The organism is Rhodococcus sp. JVH1, from assembly GCF_000280725.2.
In the GTDB taxonomy this organism is placed as follows: Bacteria; Actinomycetota; Actinomycetes; order Mycobacteriales; family Mycobacteriaceae; genus Rhodococcus_F; species Rhodococcus_F jostii_A.
Genome location: NZ_CP166291.1, coordinates 21,232 through 43,446 on the forward strand (window position 1 = coordinate 21,232; position 22,215 = coordinate 43,446).

Genomic DNA, 22,215 nt, shown 5'->3' on the forward strand with positions numbered 1-22,215 from the left:
GAGGAAGTCTCATGGCTGTCACCGTCTACAGCAAGCCCGCGTGCGATCAATGCAACGCCACCTGCCTGCAACTCGACAAGCGCGGCATCGAATACCGGATCGTCGACATCACCGAAGACGCCGAGGCGCGGGACTACGTGATGAGTCTGGGATACCTCCAGGCGCCGGTTGTCGTTGCAGGAGACGATCACTGGTCCGGTTTCCGGATCGACCGCATCAAGGCGCTCGCGGCCTGATGGACGCCACGGCAGCCAGTCACCGACAGGAGGACTACCCGATGAGCACCGCACTCGCCGCCGACCCGCACGAGGCCATTTCGGCCGATGACATGGACTACGACCCCCGCCTGGACGTCGAGGCGCAGCTGTTGTGCGCGCTGCTGTGGGCGCAGCCTGCCGAGGCTCGGCGCGTGACCGCGCTGATCAGGGCCGCGGACTTCGACCGCCCGACCTACGGGGAGCTGTACGGCCAGATCGCCGCACTCGTCGCAGCCGGCAAACCCCACGATTCGGCGCACGTCGCACTCATGCTGAGCCGTGAAGGCCGCACTGCCGGACACAAGGGGAAGCAGCTCACCACCGCCCTCGCCGACGTCACGACGCTCGGGGCAACCGGCGGAGCCGAACACTACGCCGACGCCGTGATCACCCAGGCATACCGCCGCGGATTCCACCTCGCCGCACAATCGCTGGCAGAAGCGGCCGAACGCCTCCCCGAACGGGACCTCTTCGAGCACATGTGCGCCCACGGCCGCCGACTACGAGAAGCCACCGAACGACTCACCAAGATCCGAGGAGGGCAGCTGTGAAATGGCGCGAACACGTCGAACGAGCGGCTGCCACCATGCGGCCGTGACAGAACGATCAGAGCTGATTGAACCAATCAACGAAGTTGTTCCATGGACCTGCGAGCGGAAGCCACCACGTGTAGAAAAGGTCAGGCAGTATGCCGATCATTGCGCGCCCCTTAGAACGGATTCCACCAGTTGGCGATTTGGGTAAGGATCGGGAACCAGAAGGCCCATTCCCCTTCCGAAAACCATTCTGGGAGGTCAGGAAAGGTACCGATCATGATCGGTACCGCCAGTCCATCCCAGGCTTGAAGCAATGCCTGCCAGAGGTCACATAGAAGTCGCCGACCGGGTCATACATTCCTGGGGGTGACATGGCTAGAACTGATTCCACCAGTGGGCGAAGTTGACGTACCAAACACCCGGTGGCCAGATCGGGTCGCCGAACACTGGGATGTCAAACACGATGCCGATCATGACTGTCTCCTGGTCCTCCCGACCTGCCTGACGTATCGCTGACCTGGCAAGGCCCGTTACCCAGACAGGGCCGCACGCCGCCCTAATCGAAGGACAACCCAGGGCGCATTCGCCTGCGTACTCGCCGCCGACGTCCTGTCGGAGAAGGCAGCCGAGACGCCTCGGCTCATCTTGCCGTCAGTCTTTGACCTTGAGCCAGATCCCGTGCCCGACGAGCAACGGCCGGCACGTACCTATTCTACTTGGAGAGGTCTCTATGTAGAGTAGGTGGTGAGTTGTCGAGTCGAAACGCGGATGACGCGCGAACGGAAGGACAGGCTTGTGACGGTTCTGTTGATCGACCAGGCGTTGCGCGGCGAGGTCGGGCTGGCGGTGCATCAACCGATGGGCGCCGGCCACGAACAGGCGCTGGCGCAGCTGGCGCGCGAGTTCTACGAGCGCAGCGACTCGCACGCCGAGACTGAATCCCTGGCTTCGAACATCACGCTCGACGACGGCGACCTCATCTGGCGCAGCGGCGACGGCCACGACATCCTGTTCACCGTTGTCGACGTATCCGGAACGCTCCTCGTCCGAGCGTTGGAGAAGTCGTCGGAGGGCTGGGTTACCGTCGCAGACCGACCCGTCGACCCGCGCGATGCCGCCAGCACCGCACACGCAGTCTGGCAACTGATCTCACTACTGACGGCATGAACGAGAATCCAGAAGGAGCAGGCATGGCCAAGGTTGTTCACCTCGCGGAGGGCGTGACGATTCCGCACCTCGAGTACTACGCCACCGATGTCGAAATGGTCGAGCTGAACCAACTCTTCGATGCGTGGGCGCGCCGCCACGACGATCTCGACGAGAGCGAACGGTCCAAACTGGGGCCGCAGAAGGTCAAGTTCCTCGCCGCGTTGGAGGCGCTGGAGGGCTACCGATCCGTGCACACCACAGTTTTCGAGTCCGGTCACTCGTCCGCGTGGTTCACCGTGGAAAACCCTCTCGCGGGCTTGCTGGCGAAGGCCAGGGAGCTGGATCCCTCCAATTCGCGCCTGCGGCTGCAACCGGCGACGATCGAGGTCGAACTGCCCTGGACCCGGATCGAGGCGGTCACTCAAATCCTCGACTTCCCAGCCGCGGCCGCGGAGGGCAGCAGCACCCTATCGGGTGCGCAATGGAGGGCCGTGCCGTTCGCGGCCGCAATGCCGGGCGCAACGATCGGTGGGGCTGCCGCCCCCGGAAGTTTCGGCTTCGGGGCCGACAACCCCTCCCGGATCAGCGATGTCGATCCCGTGCGGTTCGATGAAGGCACCTAACACCCGCTAGAGAGGTTGGCCCCGTGATGGACGGAAACGCGTTCGCCGCCACCGTGTTTGTCGCGTTCAATGTGTTGTCCATCACAGGGGCGGTGGTCTGCGCTCGCCGCTCGTACAACCGCCATCGCCGCCCCGCACGGGCGTTCATGGCGGGTATCGGCGGGTTGTTCATCGCCCCATTGGTGCTGATGATCTTCGTCGCTCTGGCGCGCCCTCAGGGCGCTTCCCGGAGCACTTGAATCCGGCAACGAATTCGGCATTAATGCAGGTCAGGCACCATTTTTGTCGTAGTTCTGTAGTAAAATCGACCTCAGAAACTCCCCGTTTTCGGGTGGGGTGTCGCCCCGGATGGGCGCTGACGAGGAGGTCGAGTGGCACGCGGAAACGTCAACCAGGGCGCGTTCGATTTCGAGGATGAAGGAGCAGGGGATGGAAGCGCAGAGCGAGGAAGCGATCGAGCAGGTCGAGGGGATCGACGTGACGATCGCGGACGAGACGCGACGGATTCTGGTCGAGTGGCTCGGCCTGGACCCGACCTCCCCGCAGGACCTGGAGCGGATCGACCGGGAGGCCCTGCGCCTGCAGCAGCTGACCGAGTCCGCGAGCGGGCCACTGGAGACTCAGGCGCACGAGCAGTGGGCCGAGGCGAACCGGGGCATGACCCCGACCTACTGGAACGTGGTGCAGGCGAAGGAATCGGCGTGGCGGGCGGCGCGGGAGATGATCCTCGCCGAGGAACTGTATCCGCAGGTGACACCGGAGATCGCCGCCCGCAGGACGGAATTCGAGGCCTGGGCGGACAACCAGATCGAGGCGGAGCAGGAGCGGGCCCGGCGGGAACACGATCCGGACCGGTGGAAGAGCCTGAACGTGCGGCCGATGCCGGTGGCGGAACAGATCGTGCACCGGGTGTGGCTCGATCGCCAGGCGTGGTTCCAGCAGTTGGGGCGGGCACTGGTGGCGCAGCGGATCGAGGACAACCAGCCGGTGCCGATGACCGCGTACGACCCGATCGCGGACGAGTTGGCGGAGATGATCGACGAGGAGATCCGGCGCAATCCGCCACAGGACCCGAATCTTCCGTTCTAGCTGCACAAGCGCAGTGGGCGGCCGCCAGCGAGCAGGTCGCAGAACTCGAACGGCACGGGGCCAAGCTCACCCGGCAGTTGGCGGCCGCTCAGCGGGCGCTCGCGACCGCGCAGCAGCGGGGGCTGCAGGCCGGGATCGTCGCGAACATCGAGAACGTCCACAGCATCACCGGGAAGCTCGAGCGGCTCCGCACCCAGTGGCGCGTCCAGTCGGCCCGAGAGGGTGAGCTGCGCAATCAGATCCACGCGCTGGGCATCGATCCGCATGAGGTGCCGCGTGCCCTCGTGCAGGAAATGTCCACAGCCGAGCGCACCCCGGCCGCCGGTTGGCGTAGCGACACGATCAGCCGGGCACAGATCCGCAAGCTCGAACAGCTGGCCGGCGAGGTCGAGAAGCCGTTCACGGTCGACACGACGATCACCAAGGGCGAAGCGCACGACCTCATCTCGGCCATCCTCAGCGGCAACCTCAAAGAGGTCCAGTTCCGCGATCGTCCCGCCGGCCCCCTGTTCCCAGAGCCCGCGCCCACCGACAATGCGCAGTTCGATGCCGCAAGCGCCGACGCTTCTGCCGACACCGACCCGGTCGAGGACGCAGCGGCCGTCACTACGCCCCTGGACGCGACCGCCGAGGTCGAAGTCAGAATCCTGCAGGCACTTTCCGAGCCGGACCCCGAAGCCGATACCTCCGCCGCGTCCTCGGCGAACACCGCTACCCAGTTCCTCGCTTGGGCAGAGGGACATTTCAAGACGAAAGCCCAGGTGGCGCTGGCGGACCTGATGAGCGACCGGCAGAACATCTCGGACGAGATGTTCACCGCGTGCCGGACGATTCTGCTCAGCACCGACCGGTGGCATGAACTGGGCCGCAAGGCCGCCGAGGCGTACTGGGAAGCCCGCCGCCCCGAGGCGATCCAACACCCGATCACCACGGCGGTCACCGACGCAGTGGTGGCCGCGCGAGACGCCGTCGAACGCGAGGTCGGCGAGGCCTACCTCGAAACCGCGCAGCGCGCCGCAGAGTCCGTGCTGGCGGCCGTCGAGAACACCGAGATCGACACCGATCTCGATCTCGACGACGAGATGAGTCTTGAACAGGCCGAGGCGGAACTGCTCGAACTCAACGACCGCGTCGAGACCCTCGAGGCCGTTCAGGAAGCCCTGGACCTGGGCGTCATCCCGGAAAACGACTGGTACCGCCGCGCCCGCGTCAAGTTCGACCCCGCCACACCGCTGGACTTGCCGCATCCCGACTGCGATCCCGCCTTCGTCACCGCGCTGCGCAAGCTCAAGGGCGAAAAGGCACGGGTCGCAATGACGAACCAGTGGTGGAAGGGCTGCGTCGACGCGCAACGCGACGTCACGGCCGCCGACCAGGCATTCCTGTACGCGGCGGCCGCCGCGGATTCCCGCCTCATCGAGGCGGTCGGCGGCCGCGCGGCCGGCGACCTTGCAGAGTCCACCCGGTTCGACACGATCGTCCGTGAGACGTTCGTCGAGCTCGCCCGAACCGGCTCCACGACCCGGCAGGCAGCCGCCCAGCTCATCGTGCGGGACCTGCGCCCACTCGAGGACGCCGGGTTCTACGAGACGGTGGCCCAGGCGTGGATTGCCGCGCACCGCGACGATCTGACGTGGGACAAGTCGGTACGCGAGGAGTGGACGCAGTGGATGCGTGCGCACCTGCGCACCGATCCCCTCGTCGCGCCCTGGGCGGGTTTGCCCTCGCGGACCCGCGGCTCGGAGCTGGAGGCGGCCATCGCGGTCGCCTTCGAGGTCCTCGAATACGAGCGTCCCGACCTCGTCGCCGCCACCGCGAGCATCGGCCAGGAGCGGCTCGCCGCCGAACTGCGGCGCACCATCGTCCCCAACCTTCACGACGACATGGAGGTCGTCTACGCGCACAACGGCCACGAGTACTTCGAACGCGGCGGCATACATGGGCTGCGTCTGAAGTCGAAGCCACGGTCCGGGATCCGCCACACCGCCCGCGGATGGGAGTACACCCTCACCGGAGGCGACACCGAGATCAACTGCGGTGAGGACTACCGTGTCGCTGTCGGTGGCCTCCTCGACGCCGCCGGCCACCCGATCCCGGCGTGGGTCGAGCGCACCTACCGGCCCGTGCGCGAGGCGCGCGATCGGATCATGGCCACCGCCGCCATGCTCGCCCGGGGTCACGAGTTCTATCACGCAGCCGCACACAGCGACCCGCTCTGGAAGTACTCGAAGAACGGATCCTCCGCCGCCGACAACGGGCCGGTGCGGGAAGCGCGCCGCACCATCATCGACGACCTGCGCCGCACGTTGGGGAGCGAGGTGTCCCTGCTCGAAGCGCGGGGGTTCGATCTGGACTGGGTGCTGGAGACGGAGAACGACCGGCAGCTCCTGGTCGCGATGCGGAAGCAGAACGCGAAGGACCCGTACGCCACCTTCGACGTCAGCGATCTGACGGTCTACTCAAACGGCAGGGTGTACGTCGGTGACCCCGAGGGCACCCACATCGAGGTGAGAAGGCCGAGGCAGAACCGAGATACCGAGGCCGCCGAACTGGACGGGCAGGTCTACAGCGAGGTTCGTTCCTGGCGCGAGGCCATCGACGAGGCCCGCGTGCTCCTGCCGCGCAAACGCGCCGCTGCCTCGTCCGAAACGGCCGAGGCGACTCAGACGGTCGAGGCCGAACGGGACGCTCAGACGCAGTCCGAACAGGCCACCGCCGATGAGATCGAGATCGTGGCGGAGCCGGCCAGCCCGCTGGTCCTCGACGAACACCAGGAGACCACCGCCCAGGTAGAAGGGGCCGACCCGTCGTCGGAACAACCCGGGGTCGCCGACCCGGCGGCCCCCACTGAGCGGACCCCTCGCATCGCCGACGCGGAGTTGCCGGTAGTCCCCGATCATGTTCGCGGCGAACCGATCACCAGTCCGCTGTGGCGCAACGGCGGCCTGATCGAGGTCCGCAAGGAAAGCGGCGGTCACGTCTGGGTTTCCCCCGAGACCGCCGCCCAGTACGGCCCCGCCGACTCCGCACCGGCCGCGGAGCCGGAGCCGGGGATCACCCAGGCACCCGAGGCCGCCGCACCGCTCACACCGGACGAGCTGGCCGCCCTGGACCCGCTGACCGCCACTGCCGGCGAGCTGGCGCAACGGCAGGCGCTGCTGGAGTCGATGCTCGCGGACTCCGAGGCGGTCGAGGAAGCCGAGGTCGAGGAGATCGCGGAGGTCCCGCGGCCGACAGAGCCCATCGCGGCACCCGCGGACTTCGAGCTGGGCACCGACATCCTGGTCCCGTCCGGCGCGAAAGCCCGTGTCCGCGCCAACATCGCCGCTGCCCGGCTGGTCACCGAGCTGGACCGCGAACAGCGGCTGGCGACGGCGGAAGAACAGACAGTCCTCGCCCAGTGGTCCGGCTGGGGCGCGGTCCCCGAGGTATTCGACAACCGGGCACGGTTCCGCGATACCTGGCGCACCGAACGCGACGAGTTGTACGAGCTCCTCGGCGAGCGAGGCTTCGCGCAGGCCCGCGAGACCACCCTCAACGCGCACTACACCGATCCGGCCGTGGTCCACGAACTCTGGCGCGCCGTCGAACGCGCAGGGATGCCGAAGAACGCCCTGATACTCGAACCCGGCTGCGGAGCCGGGTACTTCGTCGGCACCGCCCCGGCCGGGGTGAACATGGTCGGCGTCGAAATCGAGCCGATCAGCGCCCAGATCGCGCACCACCTGTATCCGTCGCAGCAGATCCGCAACCACGGATTCGAGCGCAACTTCGCCGGAGACGACACCTTCACCGGCGCGATCGGCAACGTGCCCTTCGGCAAGGACGGCGTCTACGACCCGATCCACAACGCCGACGGCCATTCCCTGCACAACCAATTCATCGTCAAAGCTCTCGCCCTCACCGCCCCCGGCGGCTACGTCGCGGTCGTGACCTCCGCGTACACCTCCGACGCGAGACGGCCAGGTGCACGTCAGAAGATCACCGAGACCGCGGACCTGATCGGCGCGGTGCGGCTGCCGACCGGAGCTTTCGACCGGCAGGCCAAGACCGCGGTCGTCACCGACGTACTGGTCTTCCGGCGCCGCCCCGACGGGCAGGAACCATCCCCCGAGACCGCGGCGTGGGCCGGCGAGGTCAAGAGCATTCCGCTCGACCATCGACAGGGCGCGGACCAGGGCGGCGCACCGACGGCGCAGTACTGGATCAACCGCTACTTCGAACAGCACCCCGAGCGGGTGCTCGGCACCCTGGCGGTCGGGAACGGTCCGAACGGCAAACTGAATCTGATCGTCGAACCCCGCACCCACACACCGCTGGCCGAGCAGATCCGCCGCCAGCTCGACCCGATCATCGACCGGGCCGTCGACCGCGGACTCGGATTCACCGCACCCCGACCATCGCCGACGGCCGCCGCACCGTTCACCTCCGCTGGCCTGCTGACCGGCACCGGAATCGAAGCAACCACAGTCGAACCCGGAACGATGCGGTTCGACGAGGTCAAAGGCCAGTTCGAGCAGTTCAAGATCGGTCAGGGATGGACCTACGTCAACTGCATCGGCAAGGACAAGGCCGAGCAGTGGAAGGTACTCATCGCACTCGGTGAGACCGTCATGAATCTGACCGAGGCGAGCCGCTCGACCGACTCCACCCGAGCCGACCGCGACGCCCTGCGAGTTCAGCTGGGCACCCTCTACGACCGCTACACCAACCGGTGGGGACCGCTCAACAGGTTCACCCTCACCGAACCCGCGCCGCTGACCGAGAAGAAGATCGCCGAACGCCTCGACAAGGCCATCACCCGGTGGCGCATCAAGACCGGCAAGGCCGAGGCCCGGGAGGAAGGGCTCAGCGCCGAGGAGGCCGGCCCCTACACGGGGCCGATCCCCGACGATGTCCTCGAGGACATGCAGGACAAGGCCGCTACGGAGCCGATCCCGCAGAAGAACCAGAACCACCTCAAGGGTGCGATCCTGCGTGATCCCCGAATCGGCATGGTGCTCTCGATCGAGAACTTCACCTCGCGGTTCGACGGCACCGACGCCGAGGCCAGCAAGTCACCGATCTTCACCGAGGACACCACCCCGTTCAAGAGTCGAGCCGAGACGGCCGACCATGTCGACGAGGCAATGGCGATCAGCTTCGACGAACTCGGCTACCTCTCACCCGAGCGGATGGGGGAGTTGCTCGACCTCGAGGTCGGCGATGTCATCGACCAGGCCCGCGGGCGTATGTTCCCGTCCCTCGATCACCCCGGCGAATGGGAGATCGCCGAGACGTTCCTCTCCGGGCACGTCCGCGACAAGCACGCCAAGTCCCAGCGCCTCGCGGCCGAGGACCCCGAGCTCTACGGCGGGGCTGTCGAAGCCCTCGAACGGGTCATCCCGCCCGACGTCGATCCGGCCGCCATCGGTGTCCGGCCCGGCGCGATCTGGGTACCGATGGAGTACTACCGGGAATTCCTCATCAAGGAGTTCGGCCTCAACCCGAACCGGCTCACGACCGAGTTCGACAAGGTCAGCGGCAACTGGAATTTCGAGACCGAGCAGAACAGCCGCCACAAGAACCCCACCAGCGGCTACACCGACAAGTACGGCAGCGCCCAGCTCTCCGGCGTCGAGATGTTCAACCTGATCGCCAACAATAAGGCTGTTCAGGTCCTCAAGACCGCCGAGGAACTCGAGCGGTCCCCGAAGCCGCGGTTCCATCCCGAACTGACGGCCGCAGCCCGCTCGAACGCGGCAGCCCTGCAGGAGCGGTTCGCCGAATGGTTGTGGTCCGACGGCGACCGCTACGTCACACTCGCCGCCACCTACAACGAGCTGTGCAACTCGTTCGTCAAACCGAAGTACGGCACCGAGTTCAAGCAGTTCCCCGGGCTGAACCCCAAGTACGAGCTGTACGACTACCAGGCCGCCGCCGTCCAACGGTTCCTGCACGACGAGACGATCCTGCTCGATCACGTCGTCGGCGCCGGCAAGACGTTGACCATGACGGTGTCCTGCATGGAGGCCAAACGACTCGGGCAGGTCCGCCAGCCGTGGGTCGTCGTCCCCAACCACCTGCTCTCACAGTGGGGCAACGAGGCCCGCGACGCCTACCCGAACGCGAAGATCCTCGTCGCCTCCGAGCTCGACGGGATCGAGGACCGGCAACGGTTCATCGGGCAGACCGCCGTCGGTGACTGGGACATGGTGATCGTCCCGCAGTCCGTGTTCGGCCTGATCGCGATGAAACGCGAGGCGCAGATCGAGTACCTCGAGAACGAGGAAGCCGAACTGCGGGGCGCCCTCGCGGCCGCCACCAAGTCCGGATCGGAGTTCTCGGTCAAACAGATCGAGAACGCGATCAAGGCGATGAAGAAGCGCATCGAGACGATCGTCGGGCAGAAGTCCACCGACGACGGTCTGAGCTTCGAGCAGTCCGGGTGCGACTTCATGTTCATCGACGAGGCACACGACTACAAGAACCTCTCACGGCCCTCGAACTCCGCTGACCTGTCGGTAGCGGAAGGGTCGCAGCGGGCCACCGACCTGGAAATGAAGGCAAGGTTCCTGCGCAAGCAAGCCCAGGACCGCAACGCCCGGGCCGGCAAACCCAACGCGCCCGCCAAGGCGATGGCCTTCGCCACCGGCACCCCGATCACCAACGCCATGTCGGAGATCTGGGTGATGACCAAGATGCTGCGGCCGGACCTGCTGACACGGACGGGAATGAGCCGGATCGACAACTGGGCCGGCACCTTCGCCAAGCCCGTCACCGCGGTCGAAATGAACATCACCGGAACCAAACTGCGGATGGTCACCCGCATGGCCGAGTACGCGAACGTGCCCCAGCTCGTCGCGATGCTCGACCAGTTCCGGGACGTCGTCACCGCCGACCAGATCCCGGTTCGGCTGCCCGTCATCGAGGGAGGAACGCCCACGATCCTCGAATTCGACCAGGGCCATGACGTCCTCGATTTCGTCGCCGACCTGGACGAACGCCTGGGCAACGTCAAGGGCGATGAGATGCACATCGACAACACGCTCAAGATCTCCACCGACGGGCGCAACGTCGCCATGCACCCGAGACTGGCGAACCTGCCGTCCCCGCCCCCGGAGAACTCCCGGGTCGAGGTCGCCGCCGACGCCATCTGGAACGCCTACGTCGACAACGCCGACGTGGTCATTCCGGCCGACAAATACGGCCCGGACATGACCGGCGCCTTCCAGCTCGTGTTCTGCGACCGCGGGACACCGAAGGTCGGCGACAGCCGCCGCGCCCGCAACGTCTACACCGAACTGCGCGACGCCCTGATCGCACGCGGGATGAAACCCGAGGAAATCGCCTTCATGCACGACCACAACTCGCCCAAGGCAAAAGCCAAACTCACCGAGGCGTGCCGCGACGGGCGGATCCGTGTCCTGCTGACCTCGACGAAGAAGGGCGGCACCGGACTCAACGTCCAGCGCGCACTCAAACAGCTCGTCAACCTCGATCCGGCCTGGACGGCCGCGGACATGGAACAGCGGATCGGACGCATCATCCGCCAGGGCAACACCTTCGAGAAGGTCAGCGTCATCAACGTCGTGGCCCGCCGCTCCTACGACGCGATGATGTACCAGTACGTCGCCCGCAAGTCCGGGTTCGTCGCCCAGCTGCGCCGTGAAGACGTCCCCCAGACGATGGAGGACGTCGGCGGCGACCTGTCGTTGTCGTGGGCGCAGACCAAGGCCGCCGCCACCGGCGACCCGGTCTTCGTCCAGCAGGTCGAGGCCGAGCAGAAGGTCACCATGCTCGAAGCTCAACGCAACGCCGTCACCAACAACAACGCCGCCCGACAGGCCACGATCCGCTCCCTCGAACGGCAGATCGCGGCCGCGACGGAACGGCTGCCCGAACTGAGGGAACAGAGCGGGAAACTCCAGGACTGGCTCGCCACCCCGGACCGCAGCAAACGCATCTGGCACGTCGCCGGCCGCGCGGTGCCCGACAGCGAGGCACCCGAACTTCGCGATGCGGTCAAGGAATCGCTGGCACAGGCCCGCGAAGAGGTCACGAAGGCACGCAAGTTCCTTCCGATCGGGTCGATCAACGGAGTCCCGATCACCCTCGGCTACTCGCACACCCTCGCCAACTACATCGTCGACATCGCGGGGGAGGAGCGCTACATCGAGCGCGACAAGATGATCGACATCGTCGCACTCGACAGCGCCACCACCGGGTTCATCCAGTCCACCCGAAATCACCTCTCCGCGGTCAGCAACCGCGGCGACGCACTCGCAGCTCAACTCGAACGCGACAAGGCCAAACTCGAAGTCGCCACCGCCGAACCCGAGCTGGTGTTCACCCAGGAAGACGAACTCGAACAGGCGAAACTCGAGGCCCACGAACTGAGCCTCGAGGTCAACTCGCGGGAGAACTCACCCGAGGCGCTACGCCGCGAGCGGCTCGACACCGAACGGCGCCGGGCCGACGGCCAGTACCGAGGATGGTCGCTCGACCTCAACCCGACCGAAGGATGGGCAGAGGAGCAAGGGATGACCCGCGAAGCGGTGATCGCGAGCGTGCCCGGGCGCATGGCCGCCGCCCGCAAGGAGTGGGAAGAAAACGCCCAAGCCCGCGCCGAAGACCTCCAACGGCGGCCCTGGCAAACTCTCGACTCCAGCGAATACGAGTGGCGGTACGGCTTCGACCCCAACTCCGGAATGCCCGGCGCCCGCACGTACTGGCACGGCCGGCAGTGGAACTGGGAATCCTGGGACGGCGCCGGGCAGACTGATCGCGGAGCCGCCAACCGCCGCGGCGACGCCTTCGCCACCGGCGAACGCAGCGCCGACAAGCTCGCCAAGGAACGTGAGGTGCCCCGGGAGAAGCTGTACGAAGCCAGCCTCAAACGCGGCGTCGAACTCCGCGCCGGACAAGCCGCAGCACCCGATCAGTCAACGGACACCATCATCGAGCCGACCCAACCGGTCGCCACGATCGTGGAGCAGTCCGTCATCGACGGCATCAAGGCCGCCAGCAGCGGACACGCCCGCCCCATCCGAGATGTCCTCGGCACCACCACTGCCGCGGACAATGGGAACGTCACCCCGATCCACCCGGAAGCCGAGATCGACCACGGTTACGGCATCGACGAAGAAGGCGAGCGCGCCGTATGAACGACGACGAACCACCGCGCGGTCTGACCGAGGCGCAGGCGCGAGCCGAATACGAGCGGCTCGCGCCGATCATGGCCATCGAGGGACGAGCGATGGACGAGCCCACCAAGGAACTCCTCGTCCAACTGCTGCAGGAGAACATCACGCTCGACGATGCGCTCGACTCGATCCTTCGCCGACGAGCCCAGACCGAGCAGTGACCCGGCCGCGCCCGTTCTCACAGGAGTGGATCGACTACTTCATCCCGTCGACGGTGCAATGGGATGCCACCGGATTCCCGGACATCTCCGGTGCTGTCATGCGCAACCTCGTTCGTGTGTCCGCCGATCGGCCGTACGGCATCACCGACCCGGAGGTCCTCGATGTGTACGAGGGGCTGGCGACGTACAAGCGCATGTCCGAACTGAGACGTGAGCCGATCCCCGGCAACTACGACCTGACACACCTGCGCCGGATCCACCACCACCTGTTCCAGGACGTCTACCCCTGGGCCGGCGAACTGCGCACAGCCCCACGTGATTGGCCGATGGTCAAACTCGGACCGGACGTGCAGGCGTACCGGCAGGGCATCCGAAACCCACCGGAGATCCCGCACCGCTACTTCGCCGCCAAAGAGGTCCGCGGATACGGCACCGCGGTGCTCGATCGAATGGCAGCCAAGAACCACTTGCGCGGACTCGACCGCGAGACATTCGTCGACGAGCTGACGAAGGTGTGGGCGCGGATCAACTACGTCCACCCGTTCCGGGAAGGGAACACCCGGGCGCAGTTCGCGTTCTTCACACAACTCAGCGCGGACGCCGGCTACTCCTTCGACACCGCACGATTCCAACCCGCCGAAGCGAACCTTCCCCACGAGAGTTCGTTGGTCGGGGATCTGCGGGAGCAATTCGTGTGGGGACGATTCGAGTACATGCAGACCGGCGAGACCACGCTGCTACACGAAACGATCGACGCCGCCGTGGTCGTCGCCGCACCACCGCGCGACCCGGAAGCATCGACCGCGGGCCACGGCTACGACATCGGCTCACTACGCACTGCGACCGCGGGGCATCCCCGCCCCATCGAGGGGATGCTCTCGGGCAGGGCCGAATCACGGGCGGAGCCAGCGGAAGCGCGCGGTCCGGAGCGGGCGCCCGCACACGACACCGGGTACGAGCTGTAGAAGATCGAGTTCCGCCTGGAGAACAGATACTGTTTCGAGCCGATCTACGACCGAGCGACTGCTTCCCGAAGGAACAACATGAACGCCGACGCCGAATCGACAGCCACATCGAAGCAGCTGCACCGACGAATCGGCGTCCCGGTGAGCACAGGCATCGCTGGACTCGCGGGCGGCTACCTTATCGGTCGGCTCTTCGCCGTCCCCGGCAGCACACAGATCTGGGAAGTCGCCGCGCAACCACTCGCTACCGCTCTCGCTGGCGCAGGGGCCATTACCGCCGGCTATCTCGCCTTCCACAACGGGGAAAAGAGCCGGTCCCAGGACGCACACCACCACAAGGAGAAGGCCGAACGAGATCGAGAAGCCGACCTACGCGAGCGATACACCACCGCAGCGCAGCAGCTGGCCGATAGTAGCCCAGCGATTCGCGAAGCCGGAGTGTATGCCGTCGCAGCCCTTGCCGATGACTGGATCCGATTCGGCGAACTAACCGGCCGAGGATCGCTCGCGGCTTCCGGCGCACAAGTATGCGTGAACCTACTGTGTTCGTATCTCCGAGCCAGCCGGCGGCTTGTTGATCGGATCTCTGATGCGCCTGATCCCGACGAGCACGCGGTTCGTGCATCGATCATCGAGGTGTTGGGAAAACAAAGTATTGACTGGCGCCTAGAGGTGGGGGATTGGCTGAAGGCAGGAAAAGTTGGTGTGCGGTCGCTGATTGCGGTCGACCTGTCCCGCGCGGATCTGAGTGGAGCTCGTTTGTACGAGGCAGACCTCCGCGGTGTGAGATTTCTGGGCGCCGATCTATCGCACGCCATACTCCTTAAAGCGCGTCTCGACGGTGCGAAGTTGGAGGACGCGAACCTGTCGGACGCAAAACTTAACGAAGCGCGTCTAGATGGCGCTTCGATGATGGAGGTCGATCTTACGGGCGCCCACATGCGACACGTAAGTCTGAGGGGGGCGGAACTCGTCCGCGCGAAATTGGTGGGCGCCTATATGACCGGGGCGAATCTGGACGGCTCGAACTTGCATGGCGCCATTCTGCAGGGGGCGAGGCTGGGTGGGGCGACCCTCACAGATGCGAACCTGAGGGGGGCAAATTTGGTCGGCGCGAACTTGATGGGAGTGGATCTGACGGGGGCGGCTCTAGCCGGGGCGGACGTTACCGGTGTTCTGGTAGACGACGACACCACTTGGCCCGACGGGTTCACACCACGCAACTTGGAGGCGAGGCCGGCGGCCGCCGAGAGAGCAGGTCTTATGGAGCAGAACCAACCGTGCTTAGGCGATGACGGCAGCGAGGAATCAGACTGATCGATCGACGGCACCCGCGGCGGCACAAAAGCCCGGCGCGTACCCCACTCCGACGGGTATCAGCGCCTGGGGCCGATCACGAACTTCGGAGAGCCTTCTCGACGGCGCTGCTGATGAGAACGGCAGCTTCGCTGGACACCTCGCCGACCTGATGGTCATCGAACTCGACGACCGTGATGTTGCCATCGGTGATCTCTCTGGGTTCCACCCACCAGGCGCGGTTGGGATCGGTTCCGGCACGGGCTACAACGATGATGGCGTGGGCGAGTGAGCCTTCTGCAACCATTTCATTCAGCTGTTTGAGGACGTGACCACTCTTCGCAGTGCGGGGGCCCGCTAGAACTACGACACCAATGGGGAGTGCGTCGCCTCTGTTGATGACGATGTCCACCGTCGCGCCGTGCAACTGCGGCGACTTCCCCACCTGAACATCGCGTTCGACGGTGAAGGGTGGAGCGACTGTCGTAGCGATCACCGAAGCGACCGCTTCCTCAAGACTGATGATTCGGGCAAGTGCCTGCGCTCGCGAGCTGTCGGCGGGCGTAACAAGCGTTTCCGTTGGTGCGGTCCACCTTCGGACTTCGCGTGCGTTGCTATTCAGGAGCTCCGCGACTTCCCTCTGCGTCCCCGGGCTTCCGAACTCTAGTGCGTCCTTGACCGTCTTCTCTTCGATGGAGTCGTGTTCGATTCCTTCTCTTCCGATGCGGTCGGGGACGCGCCCCGTCATGGCCATGAGAAGAAAGACGGCACCGAGTAACAACAGGGCGGTACTTCCGGCTTGGTTCGTGCTCGCAAAGACCGACCATCCGCCAAGGCTTGCTGAGACCAAGCCAACTGCGCCTGATGAAATGCGTGCCCCCCGTGACAGCATGATGGGGCTGCGGGTCGACTTGCCTGTCTCCGACATGCTGAGAAACTCTAGACGACCGCCGAGGTCGGAGTGTTTCAGAACAGAACGCCTTGGTCTGGGCCTGGATCCGTCTTTGCGCGAAGCACCGCTTCTTCGTTGTAGCCAAACCGCAAGGCTTCCCGAATGGCGAGAGAACGGTCGACGCGTGATCGACCGTTGCCGTCGAGGAGTGTGTGCCCGACCAACCGTCCGAGCGCGATCGCGAATCGAACGTTCTCCGAGTACGTCGACTGCACCAAATGCTTCGGGTGTACACGGACGCAGAGCGGTTCGTTGCACTTGTGCTCGCACACGACACCGTCGTCCATTGGACCGTGCACCAGCTCCACCGAGAAGCGGTGCGCGAGGACCGTCCGCTGGCGGTTGTCGCGTTGATAGTTGAATCGGCCGTACCCGTCCGGTGCACTGATTGCGCCGGTCCAGTACCAACAGGTCGGGGACTTCACGACCTTCGACCAGAACAGTGCAGTCGCGCGCGCATTCGGAGCAAGTGTCGTATCGACGGAGCGCCGTCGGCGAGTGCCGGCCGGAACATCAACGGAGCCGGGACCGGTGCCCTCAGATTCTTCTGCAGGCCACAACCCCGGCTCGACTTCTTCACTCACTGATCACGCAAACCCGCGCCTGTGCCGTCCGGCCCGATCGACCTAGCCGGTCCATGCCGTTCATATCGACCCCGGCCACCACAGCGAGAGCCAGAGGTCGATCGCGCCCTGCCACACGGGCTGCAGCCACGGGGCCATGTCGTAGAGGGTCATGGTCTAGCCTTCCGAACGTTTCAGCCCCGGACCGGGCCGTCACGCCGAGGCGAGGGCAGGCGCGTCGACCGGTGCCGCCTCAGTCTCGCCCTCGTCCTCCGTCGCGGGTGCAGGCTGTTCCGCGGACGGCGCCGGCGTGTTCGCTTGCGACGCCGTGTCGGTGGGCCGGTCGGTGGAGATGCCGGCCTTCTCCAGTTCGGCCGTCGAGGATGCGATCAGTTCCTTCGCCTTCTTTTGGGAGATACCGAGGACGGTGGCGAGGTCGGCGTTCGATCCGCTGTGTGAGAACTGCACGATCGCCTGGGCGTACTCGAGCATCAGTGCGTCCTCGGACTTGCGCTGCGAAGTGTGGAGCTCCGCGAGCTTTGTCTCCGAGTCCTTTTTGGCCTGCTCGATCTGTGCGGCGGTGTCGGCCTTGAGCTTCTCGATCTTCTTCTGGAGTCCGTTCTTCAACGACTCGATTCGGCGGTCACCCGCAGCGGACACCGAATCCCTTTCGCGATCGAGGCGGGCGAGCTTCTCCGACACCGAGTTCAGCGGCTTCGACAACTCCTCGATGCGGTTCTGACGCTCGAGCGCGCGCTGCCTTGCTGCCTTGACGTTCTCTTCGACGTTCTTGACGGTGTGCAGTCGGCGGGAGCGGATCGCCGCCGTTTCAGATGGGGTGGCCATGGCGCGAAGTGTATCGGCTCGGCACGCGCGTGGGCGGGCGCAACGCGGAGACAGCGATCTGTGAATTCAAATACGAACCGAATCGACACATCCAACGTTCGGACGAGCAACTACCTAACACCCTCGCCTCCGGCGAGAAGAAACTGAGCCTGACGGCACCGTATAAACATGGACCTGCCTGCGGCAGGTCCAAAATCTTTTACACACCTCTTGCACTAAAGGTGCCACCTGGCACAATGGTCGCCATGATGACCATCCACAAGCTCTCAGCTGGGGATGGATACACGTACCTGACGAACCACGTCGCGGCCGGCGACGCGACCGAGTCGAAAAAGGGCGATGTCATCGACTACTACAACGCCAAGGGCACGCCGCCTGGGCGTTGGTACGGGAAAGCTACGGCGCGAGCCGGAGTCGCCGTCGGCGACGTAGTGACCGAAAGTGCGATGCGTTCGTCGTTCGGTGCCGCGCGAACTCCGAACGCTTTTGCCACGATGCCGCCGGTGACGGCCTCGCAGCAGGAACGCTATGACTGGTCCGCCGCGACGGCGCTCGGTCGGCCGTTCAGCTGGTTCACTGCTTCGCAGGAGTACGTCCACGAGGTCGTGGATCGGTGCAACGACTACAAGCGCGCGACCGGCAAGTTTCCCGAATCTGCGGCGAAGGATGCCATCAAGTGGGACGTCGCGGTGCGCCATCTTGGGAAGGCGAAGGGCGACAAGGCAGCTCTGCTGAGCGACGCTGAGGTTACCAAGTTCATCGCCGACAGCTACCGGAAGATGCGGCAGCCGGTCGCGGGCTACGACCTCGTCTTCACGCCCATGAAGTCAGTCTCGTTGCTGTGGGGGCTGGGCGATCCACGCGTGAAGGAGGTCATCGAGGCGGCGCACCGCCAGGCCGTCGACGAGACCTTGGGGTACGTCGAGGACGAACTGACCTACACCCGGCGCGGCGCCGGAGGAACGCGGATGGTCAAGGCCGAGGGTCTGCTCATCGCCCGATTCGACCACTGGGACAACCGAGTCGGCGACCCGAACCTGCACACGCACTGCGCGGTCCTGAACCGGGTCTACGCGGAGGGTAAGTGGACCACTATCGACGGCCGCATGTTTTACCGTGCGGCCGTCTCAGCGTCCGAGCGGTACAACACCCGAGTCGCGGATCTGGTGGCACGCAACCTCGGCGTGAGCTTCGCGCCACGCGCCGACACCCCTGCCGGAAAGCAGCCGGTCTACGAAGTCGAAGGCATCCCACTGGCGCTGATCGAAGAGTTCTCGCGCCGTCAGGCCATCGTGGACCGGCAGGCAGAACTGGCCCGCGAGTACACCGCCCGCCACGGCAAGAATCCGCCGAAGAAGGTCCAGTTCGCGCAAGCGCAGCAGGCAACGTTGGACACCCGCAACGCGAAGAACCCGCCCCGGTCGATGGCAGAACTGCGGGCCGAGTGGGACGAGCGGGCACGCGCAATCATCGTCGACACCTCACCCCAGCAGCTGGTGGAAGAGGCACAGACCGGCCACGATAGCCGACCTCCGTTCGGCCCCGCCGACCTCCCGGAACTGATCCGCACCGTCGAAGAAGACTTGTCCCGCAAGGTCGGAACCTGGACCGTTTACAGTCTCACCGCCGAGGTTCAGCGGCAAGCCCGAGCGTTCAGCTTCGCCGACGATCTCGACCTGGACGTCTACGTCCGCGCGGCCGTCGACACCCTCGTGAAGAACCATTGCATCCCCGTGTTCACCGAGATCTACGTTGCCCCGGACAAGCTGTCCGAGGAGATCGAAGGTGGTCTGGTTCGACTGCACACCGTCGACCGCACCACCATGCGCTACACCTCCGAGTCGGTCCTCGCCGCTGAGTCATTCATGCGCAGCAAGGCCGACGCCGCGAGCGAACTGACCGTCGCGGATCGTGTCATCCGGCGCCAGATCCGGAAGATCGAGAAGGCCGTCGCGAAGGAATCGAAGATCGACGGGTTCCACCTCGGAACCGATCAGATCGCGATGATCGAGCACTTCCTCACCGCCAAGAAGACGGTCGCCGTGGCCGTCGGCGCCGCGGGCGCCGGAAAGACCACCGCCGCCAAAGTGGTCGCCCGAGCATGGGAACAGACGAACGGCAAGGTCATCGCACTCGGACCATCTGCCCGCGCCGCGGAAGTTCTCGGATCGGAAATCGAGGTCGAGGGCCGCACCATCGCGGACATCCTGACCCGCGACAAGCACGGCGTCCCGACTGGGATCGACGCCGGAGACCTTCTTTTGGTGGACGAGGCCGGCATGGCATCGGCTCGAAACCTTGCCGACCTCACTCGAATCGCGGCGGATGCCGGGGCCGTGGTGCGCCTTCTCGGCGATCACCAGCAGTTGGCCTCAGTGGAGTCCGGCGGTGTTCTTCGCGATCTGGCCGAGCGCACCTTTGCGCCGTTCCTGTCGAAGATCCACCGATTCCGCACCGAGGGTGAAGCGGCCGCGAGCCTGATGCTCCGCGACGGCGACGAGAGCGCGATCGAGTGGTACGAGGAGAACGACCGCATTCAGTCGGCCATGACTCATGAGCTCGCCGACAAGGTCTTCAACGCCTACGTCGCCGACGTCGAAGACGACGAGGTCACCCTCATGGTCGCCCCGACCAACGACCTGGTGCGCGAACTGAACCTGAAAGCCACCGCGTACTACCGGGACAACGGCACCGTCACCGGGCCTGGGATCGTGCTCGCCGATGGGCTCGAAGGGGCGGTCGGCGACGTCGTGGTCACCCGCAAGAACAACAGCAAGTACGTCGTGAAGGACGACAGGGGCAAACGCACCGGACGCGTCAACAACGGTGATCTGTGGACCATCGTCGAGATCGGCGCCGACGGCTCACTGCGCCTGGAGAACCACGCCAGCGGCGGCCGCGTTGTCGTCGCTTCCGACTACATCGCCGAGAACGTCCAACTCGGCTATGCCGCCACGGTCCACCGGTCGCAGGGAATGACGGTCGGGTCCTGCCACGTCCTGACCTCCGCGGGGATGGACCGGCAGGGCTTCTACGTCGCGATGACACGAGGCAAGAGCAAGAACATCGCCTACGCGGCGGAAGACGAACTCCCCGATTGGGACTTCGAGCATCGACCCGATGAGCATCCCGGCGCTCTCGGGGTCATCAAGGGGATCTTGGCCCGCGACGGATCGCAGCGCACCGCGCACCAGATGATCGAAGAGGCCCGCGTTCACGCCGAGTCGTTCGACGCCATCAAGGACGGCTACATCGCCGCCGTCAGTGCCCTGTACGAGGAACACACCGCCGCGCTGCTGGACGAAATCCTCACCGACAAACAGTTCACCTGGGTCCACACATTCGGCGGTTGGGACAAGATCGTCGAGACCGTCGCACAGTCAGAGACGTTCGGCTGGGACACCCGCCAGCTCCTCACCGACGCCGCCAATGTGATGCGGGCGGTCGGCAAGAAGGGCAAGCTCGACGACGAGAGGAACACCCCCGGCAAGGTCATGGCCGATACGCTCGGCAAGGCAACCGCACCCGGAAAACTGCCCCGTAGCCGAACCGACGCCGTTGCCCGATACCGCGTTCCGCTCCTCTCCGAAGCCGCGGCCGGCGAGGACAAGATCCTCGCCGCCTACGCCCGCCAGCACCAGGAACAGATGCACGCCTACGTCGACACCTACATCGAGAAGGCGATCGACAGCGGCGCGGAATGGGCCGCAGCACTCGGCGACCCCGGTACCGATCCACGCAAGCAAGCCCTGTTCCACAGCACCGCCACTGAGGTGGCGGTCTCACGGATTCTGTGGAACGTAGGCGACGACGTTGCAGACCCGTTCGCATCACTGAATGAGGTCCGCACCGAGGCAGTGAAGAAGCAGATCGAGCAGATCACCGCGCCACGCCAGGCGGCCAGTGTCTACTCGGCGTACGGCACCGACGAGCTGAACACCGCCGCCGCGGCCGCGCGCCGACGTATATCCGACACACGGCAGATGCTCGGATCGGCAAAGCACGAACTCGATCGTGCGACCAACGAATCGACCGCAGGCGCGGTCAATTCGGTCATCGCTGAGATTGAGGCCGAAGAGCAGAAGATCCTCGCGGTGCGCCGCGCCCGTGAGATCCATAACCGGATCCAGCGCGATCCCGCCGCCACCGCCGAACAGATCGAACAGGCCAGCGCCGCCCGGCAGGCCGCCGAAGCGGATGCGCCGTCCGAACGACGATGGGGTGCGATCGAAGCATCGGCGGCCGCGAACCGCGCCAACCATGGACGCCGCCAGCGGGCCGAGCAGACGGACGAGCGGGTACTCGGGCAGCTCCAGACGCGAATCGCGCGACTCGAAAAGTCGCTCGCCACCGACCGGAAGCGGCTTGAGCTCATCGAGGCAGAACAACGTCACCGGACCGACAGCAGCGCAACAGGACCGCGGCGCCGGAACGCACAGATCACCGAACAGCAGAACGACCCGGCACCGCCCATCTACGAGCAAGATCCACCGCCCATCTACGAGCAGGAGCCACCGCCGGCCTACGACGAGGAACCGCCCTACGACGAGGAACACGATCGTGGCCCGGAGCTGTAGCTGAGCACTGAACATC

At 65.5% G+C, this 22,215-nt stretch carries 14 protein-coding genes; 11 read left to right on the forward strand and 3 right to left on the reverse strand.

The window, feature by feature from the left end:
* Positions 1-11: 11 nt before the first annotated feature.
* From nrdH to JVH1_RS43410, 10 genes are all read left to right on the forward strand, one after another.
* Positions 12-236, forward strand: coding sequence for a glutaredoxin-like protein NrdH (nrdH, locus tag JVH1_RS43365; RefSeq protein WP_009475912.1), 225 nt, complete (start codon positions 12-14; stop codon positions 234-236).
* A gap of 41 nt (positions 237-277) precedes the next feature.
* On the forward strand, positions 278-808 hold the full coding sequence (locus JVH1_RS43370; RefSeq protein ID WP_009475911.1) for a DnaB-like helicase N-terminal domain-containing protein: 531 nt from the start codon (positions 278-280) through the stop codon (positions 806-808).
* 780 nt (positions 809-1,588) lie between these two features.
* Positions 1,589-1,960 carry a hypothetical protein gene (locus tag JVH1_RS43375; RefSeq protein WP_009475910.1) on the forward strand — a complete coding sequence of 124 codons (372 nt, stop codon included), beginning with the start codon at positions 1,589-1,591 and terminating at the stop codon, positions 1,958-1,960.
* Between the two features lie 23 nt (positions 1,961-1,983).
* A complete protein-coding gene (locus JVH1_RS43380) occupies positions 1,984-2,565 on the forward strand; it encodes a hypothetical protein (RefSeq protein ID WP_009475909.1) in 582 nt (193 codons plus the stop codon).
* Between the two features lie 26 nt (positions 2,566-2,591).
* A complete protein-coding gene (locus JVH1_RS43385; RefSeq protein WP_009475908.1) occupies positions 2,592-2,804 on the forward strand; it encodes a hypothetical protein in 213 nt (70 codons plus the stop codon).
* 190 nt (positions 2,805-2,994) lie between these two features.
* Positions 2,995-3,654 carry a hypothetical protein gene (locus JVH1_RS43390; protein WP_009475907.1) on the forward strand — a complete coding sequence of 220 codons (660 nt, stop codon included), beginning with the start codon at positions 2,995-2,997 and terminating at the stop codon, positions 3,652-3,654.
* 77 nt (positions 3,655-3,731) lie between these two features.
* Positions 3,732-12,800 carry a helicase-related protein gene (locus JVH1_RS43395; protein ID WP_009475906.1) on the forward strand — a complete coding sequence of 3,023 codons (9,069 nt, stop codon included), beginning with the start codon at positions 3,732-3,734 and terminating at the stop codon, positions 12,798-12,800.
* Positions 12,797-13,000 carry a hypothetical protein gene (locus JVH1_RS43400; protein ID WP_009475905.1) on the forward strand — a complete coding sequence of 68 codons (204 nt, stop codon included), beginning with the start codon at positions 12,797-12,799 and terminating at the stop codon, positions 12,998-13,000. The genes JVH1_RS43395 and JVH1_RS43400 overlap by 4 nt, the downstream gene beginning before the upstream one ends.
* Positions 12,997-13,965 carry a Fic family protein gene (locus JVH1_RS43405; protein WP_009475904.1) on the forward strand — a complete coding sequence of 323 codons (969 nt, stop codon included), beginning with the start codon at positions 12,997-12,999 and terminating at the stop codon, positions 13,963-13,965. Before JVH1_RS43400 ends, JVH1_RS43405 begins: the two co-directional genes overlap by 4 nt.
* A 78-nt stretch (positions 13,966-14,043) precedes the next feature.
* Positions 14,044-15,282: a pentapeptide repeat-containing protein gene (locus JVH1_RS43410; RefSeq protein ID WP_009475903.1), complete on the forward strand. Its 1,239-nt coding sequence runs from the start codon at positions 14,044-14,046 to the stop codon at positions 15,280-15,282.
* A 76-nt stretch (positions 15,283-15,358) separates the two neighbouring features.
* On the opposite strand, the gene JVH1_RS43415 is transcribed toward JVH1_RS43410, so the two are convergent.
* The 3 genes from JVH1_RS43415 to JVH1_RS43425 form a co-directional block, all read right to left on the reverse strand.
* Positions 15,359-16,189 (reverse strand): hypothetical protein, encoded by an 831-nt coding sequence (locus tag JVH1_RS43415; protein ID WP_371113196.1) that lies wholly within the window; start codon positions 16,187-16,189, stop codon positions 15,359-15,361.
* A gap of 38 nt (positions 16,190-16,227) precedes the next feature.
* Positions 16,228-16,638: an HNH endonuclease gene (locus tag JVH1_RS43420; protein WP_237735164.1), complete on the reverse strand. Its 411-nt coding sequence runs from the start codon at positions 16,636-16,638 to the stop codon at positions 16,228-16,230.
* 351 nt (positions 16,639-16,989) lie between these two features.
* Entirely contained in the window at positions 16,990-17,622 is a 633-nt protein-coding gene (locus JVH1_RS43425) for a hypothetical protein (protein ID WP_009475900.1), read from the reverse strand.
* A 236-nt stretch (positions 17,623-17,858) separates the two neighbouring features.
* On the opposite strand from JVH1_RS43425, the gene mobF reads away from it, so the two are divergent.
* Positions 17,859-22,199 carry a MobF family relaxase gene (mobF, locus tag JVH1_RS43430; RefSeq protein ID WP_009475899.1) on the forward strand — a complete coding sequence of 1,447 codons (4,341 nt, stop codon included), beginning with the start codon at positions 17,859-17,861 and terminating at the stop codon, positions 22,197-22,199.
* Positions 22,200-22,215 lie beyond the last annotated feature (16 nt).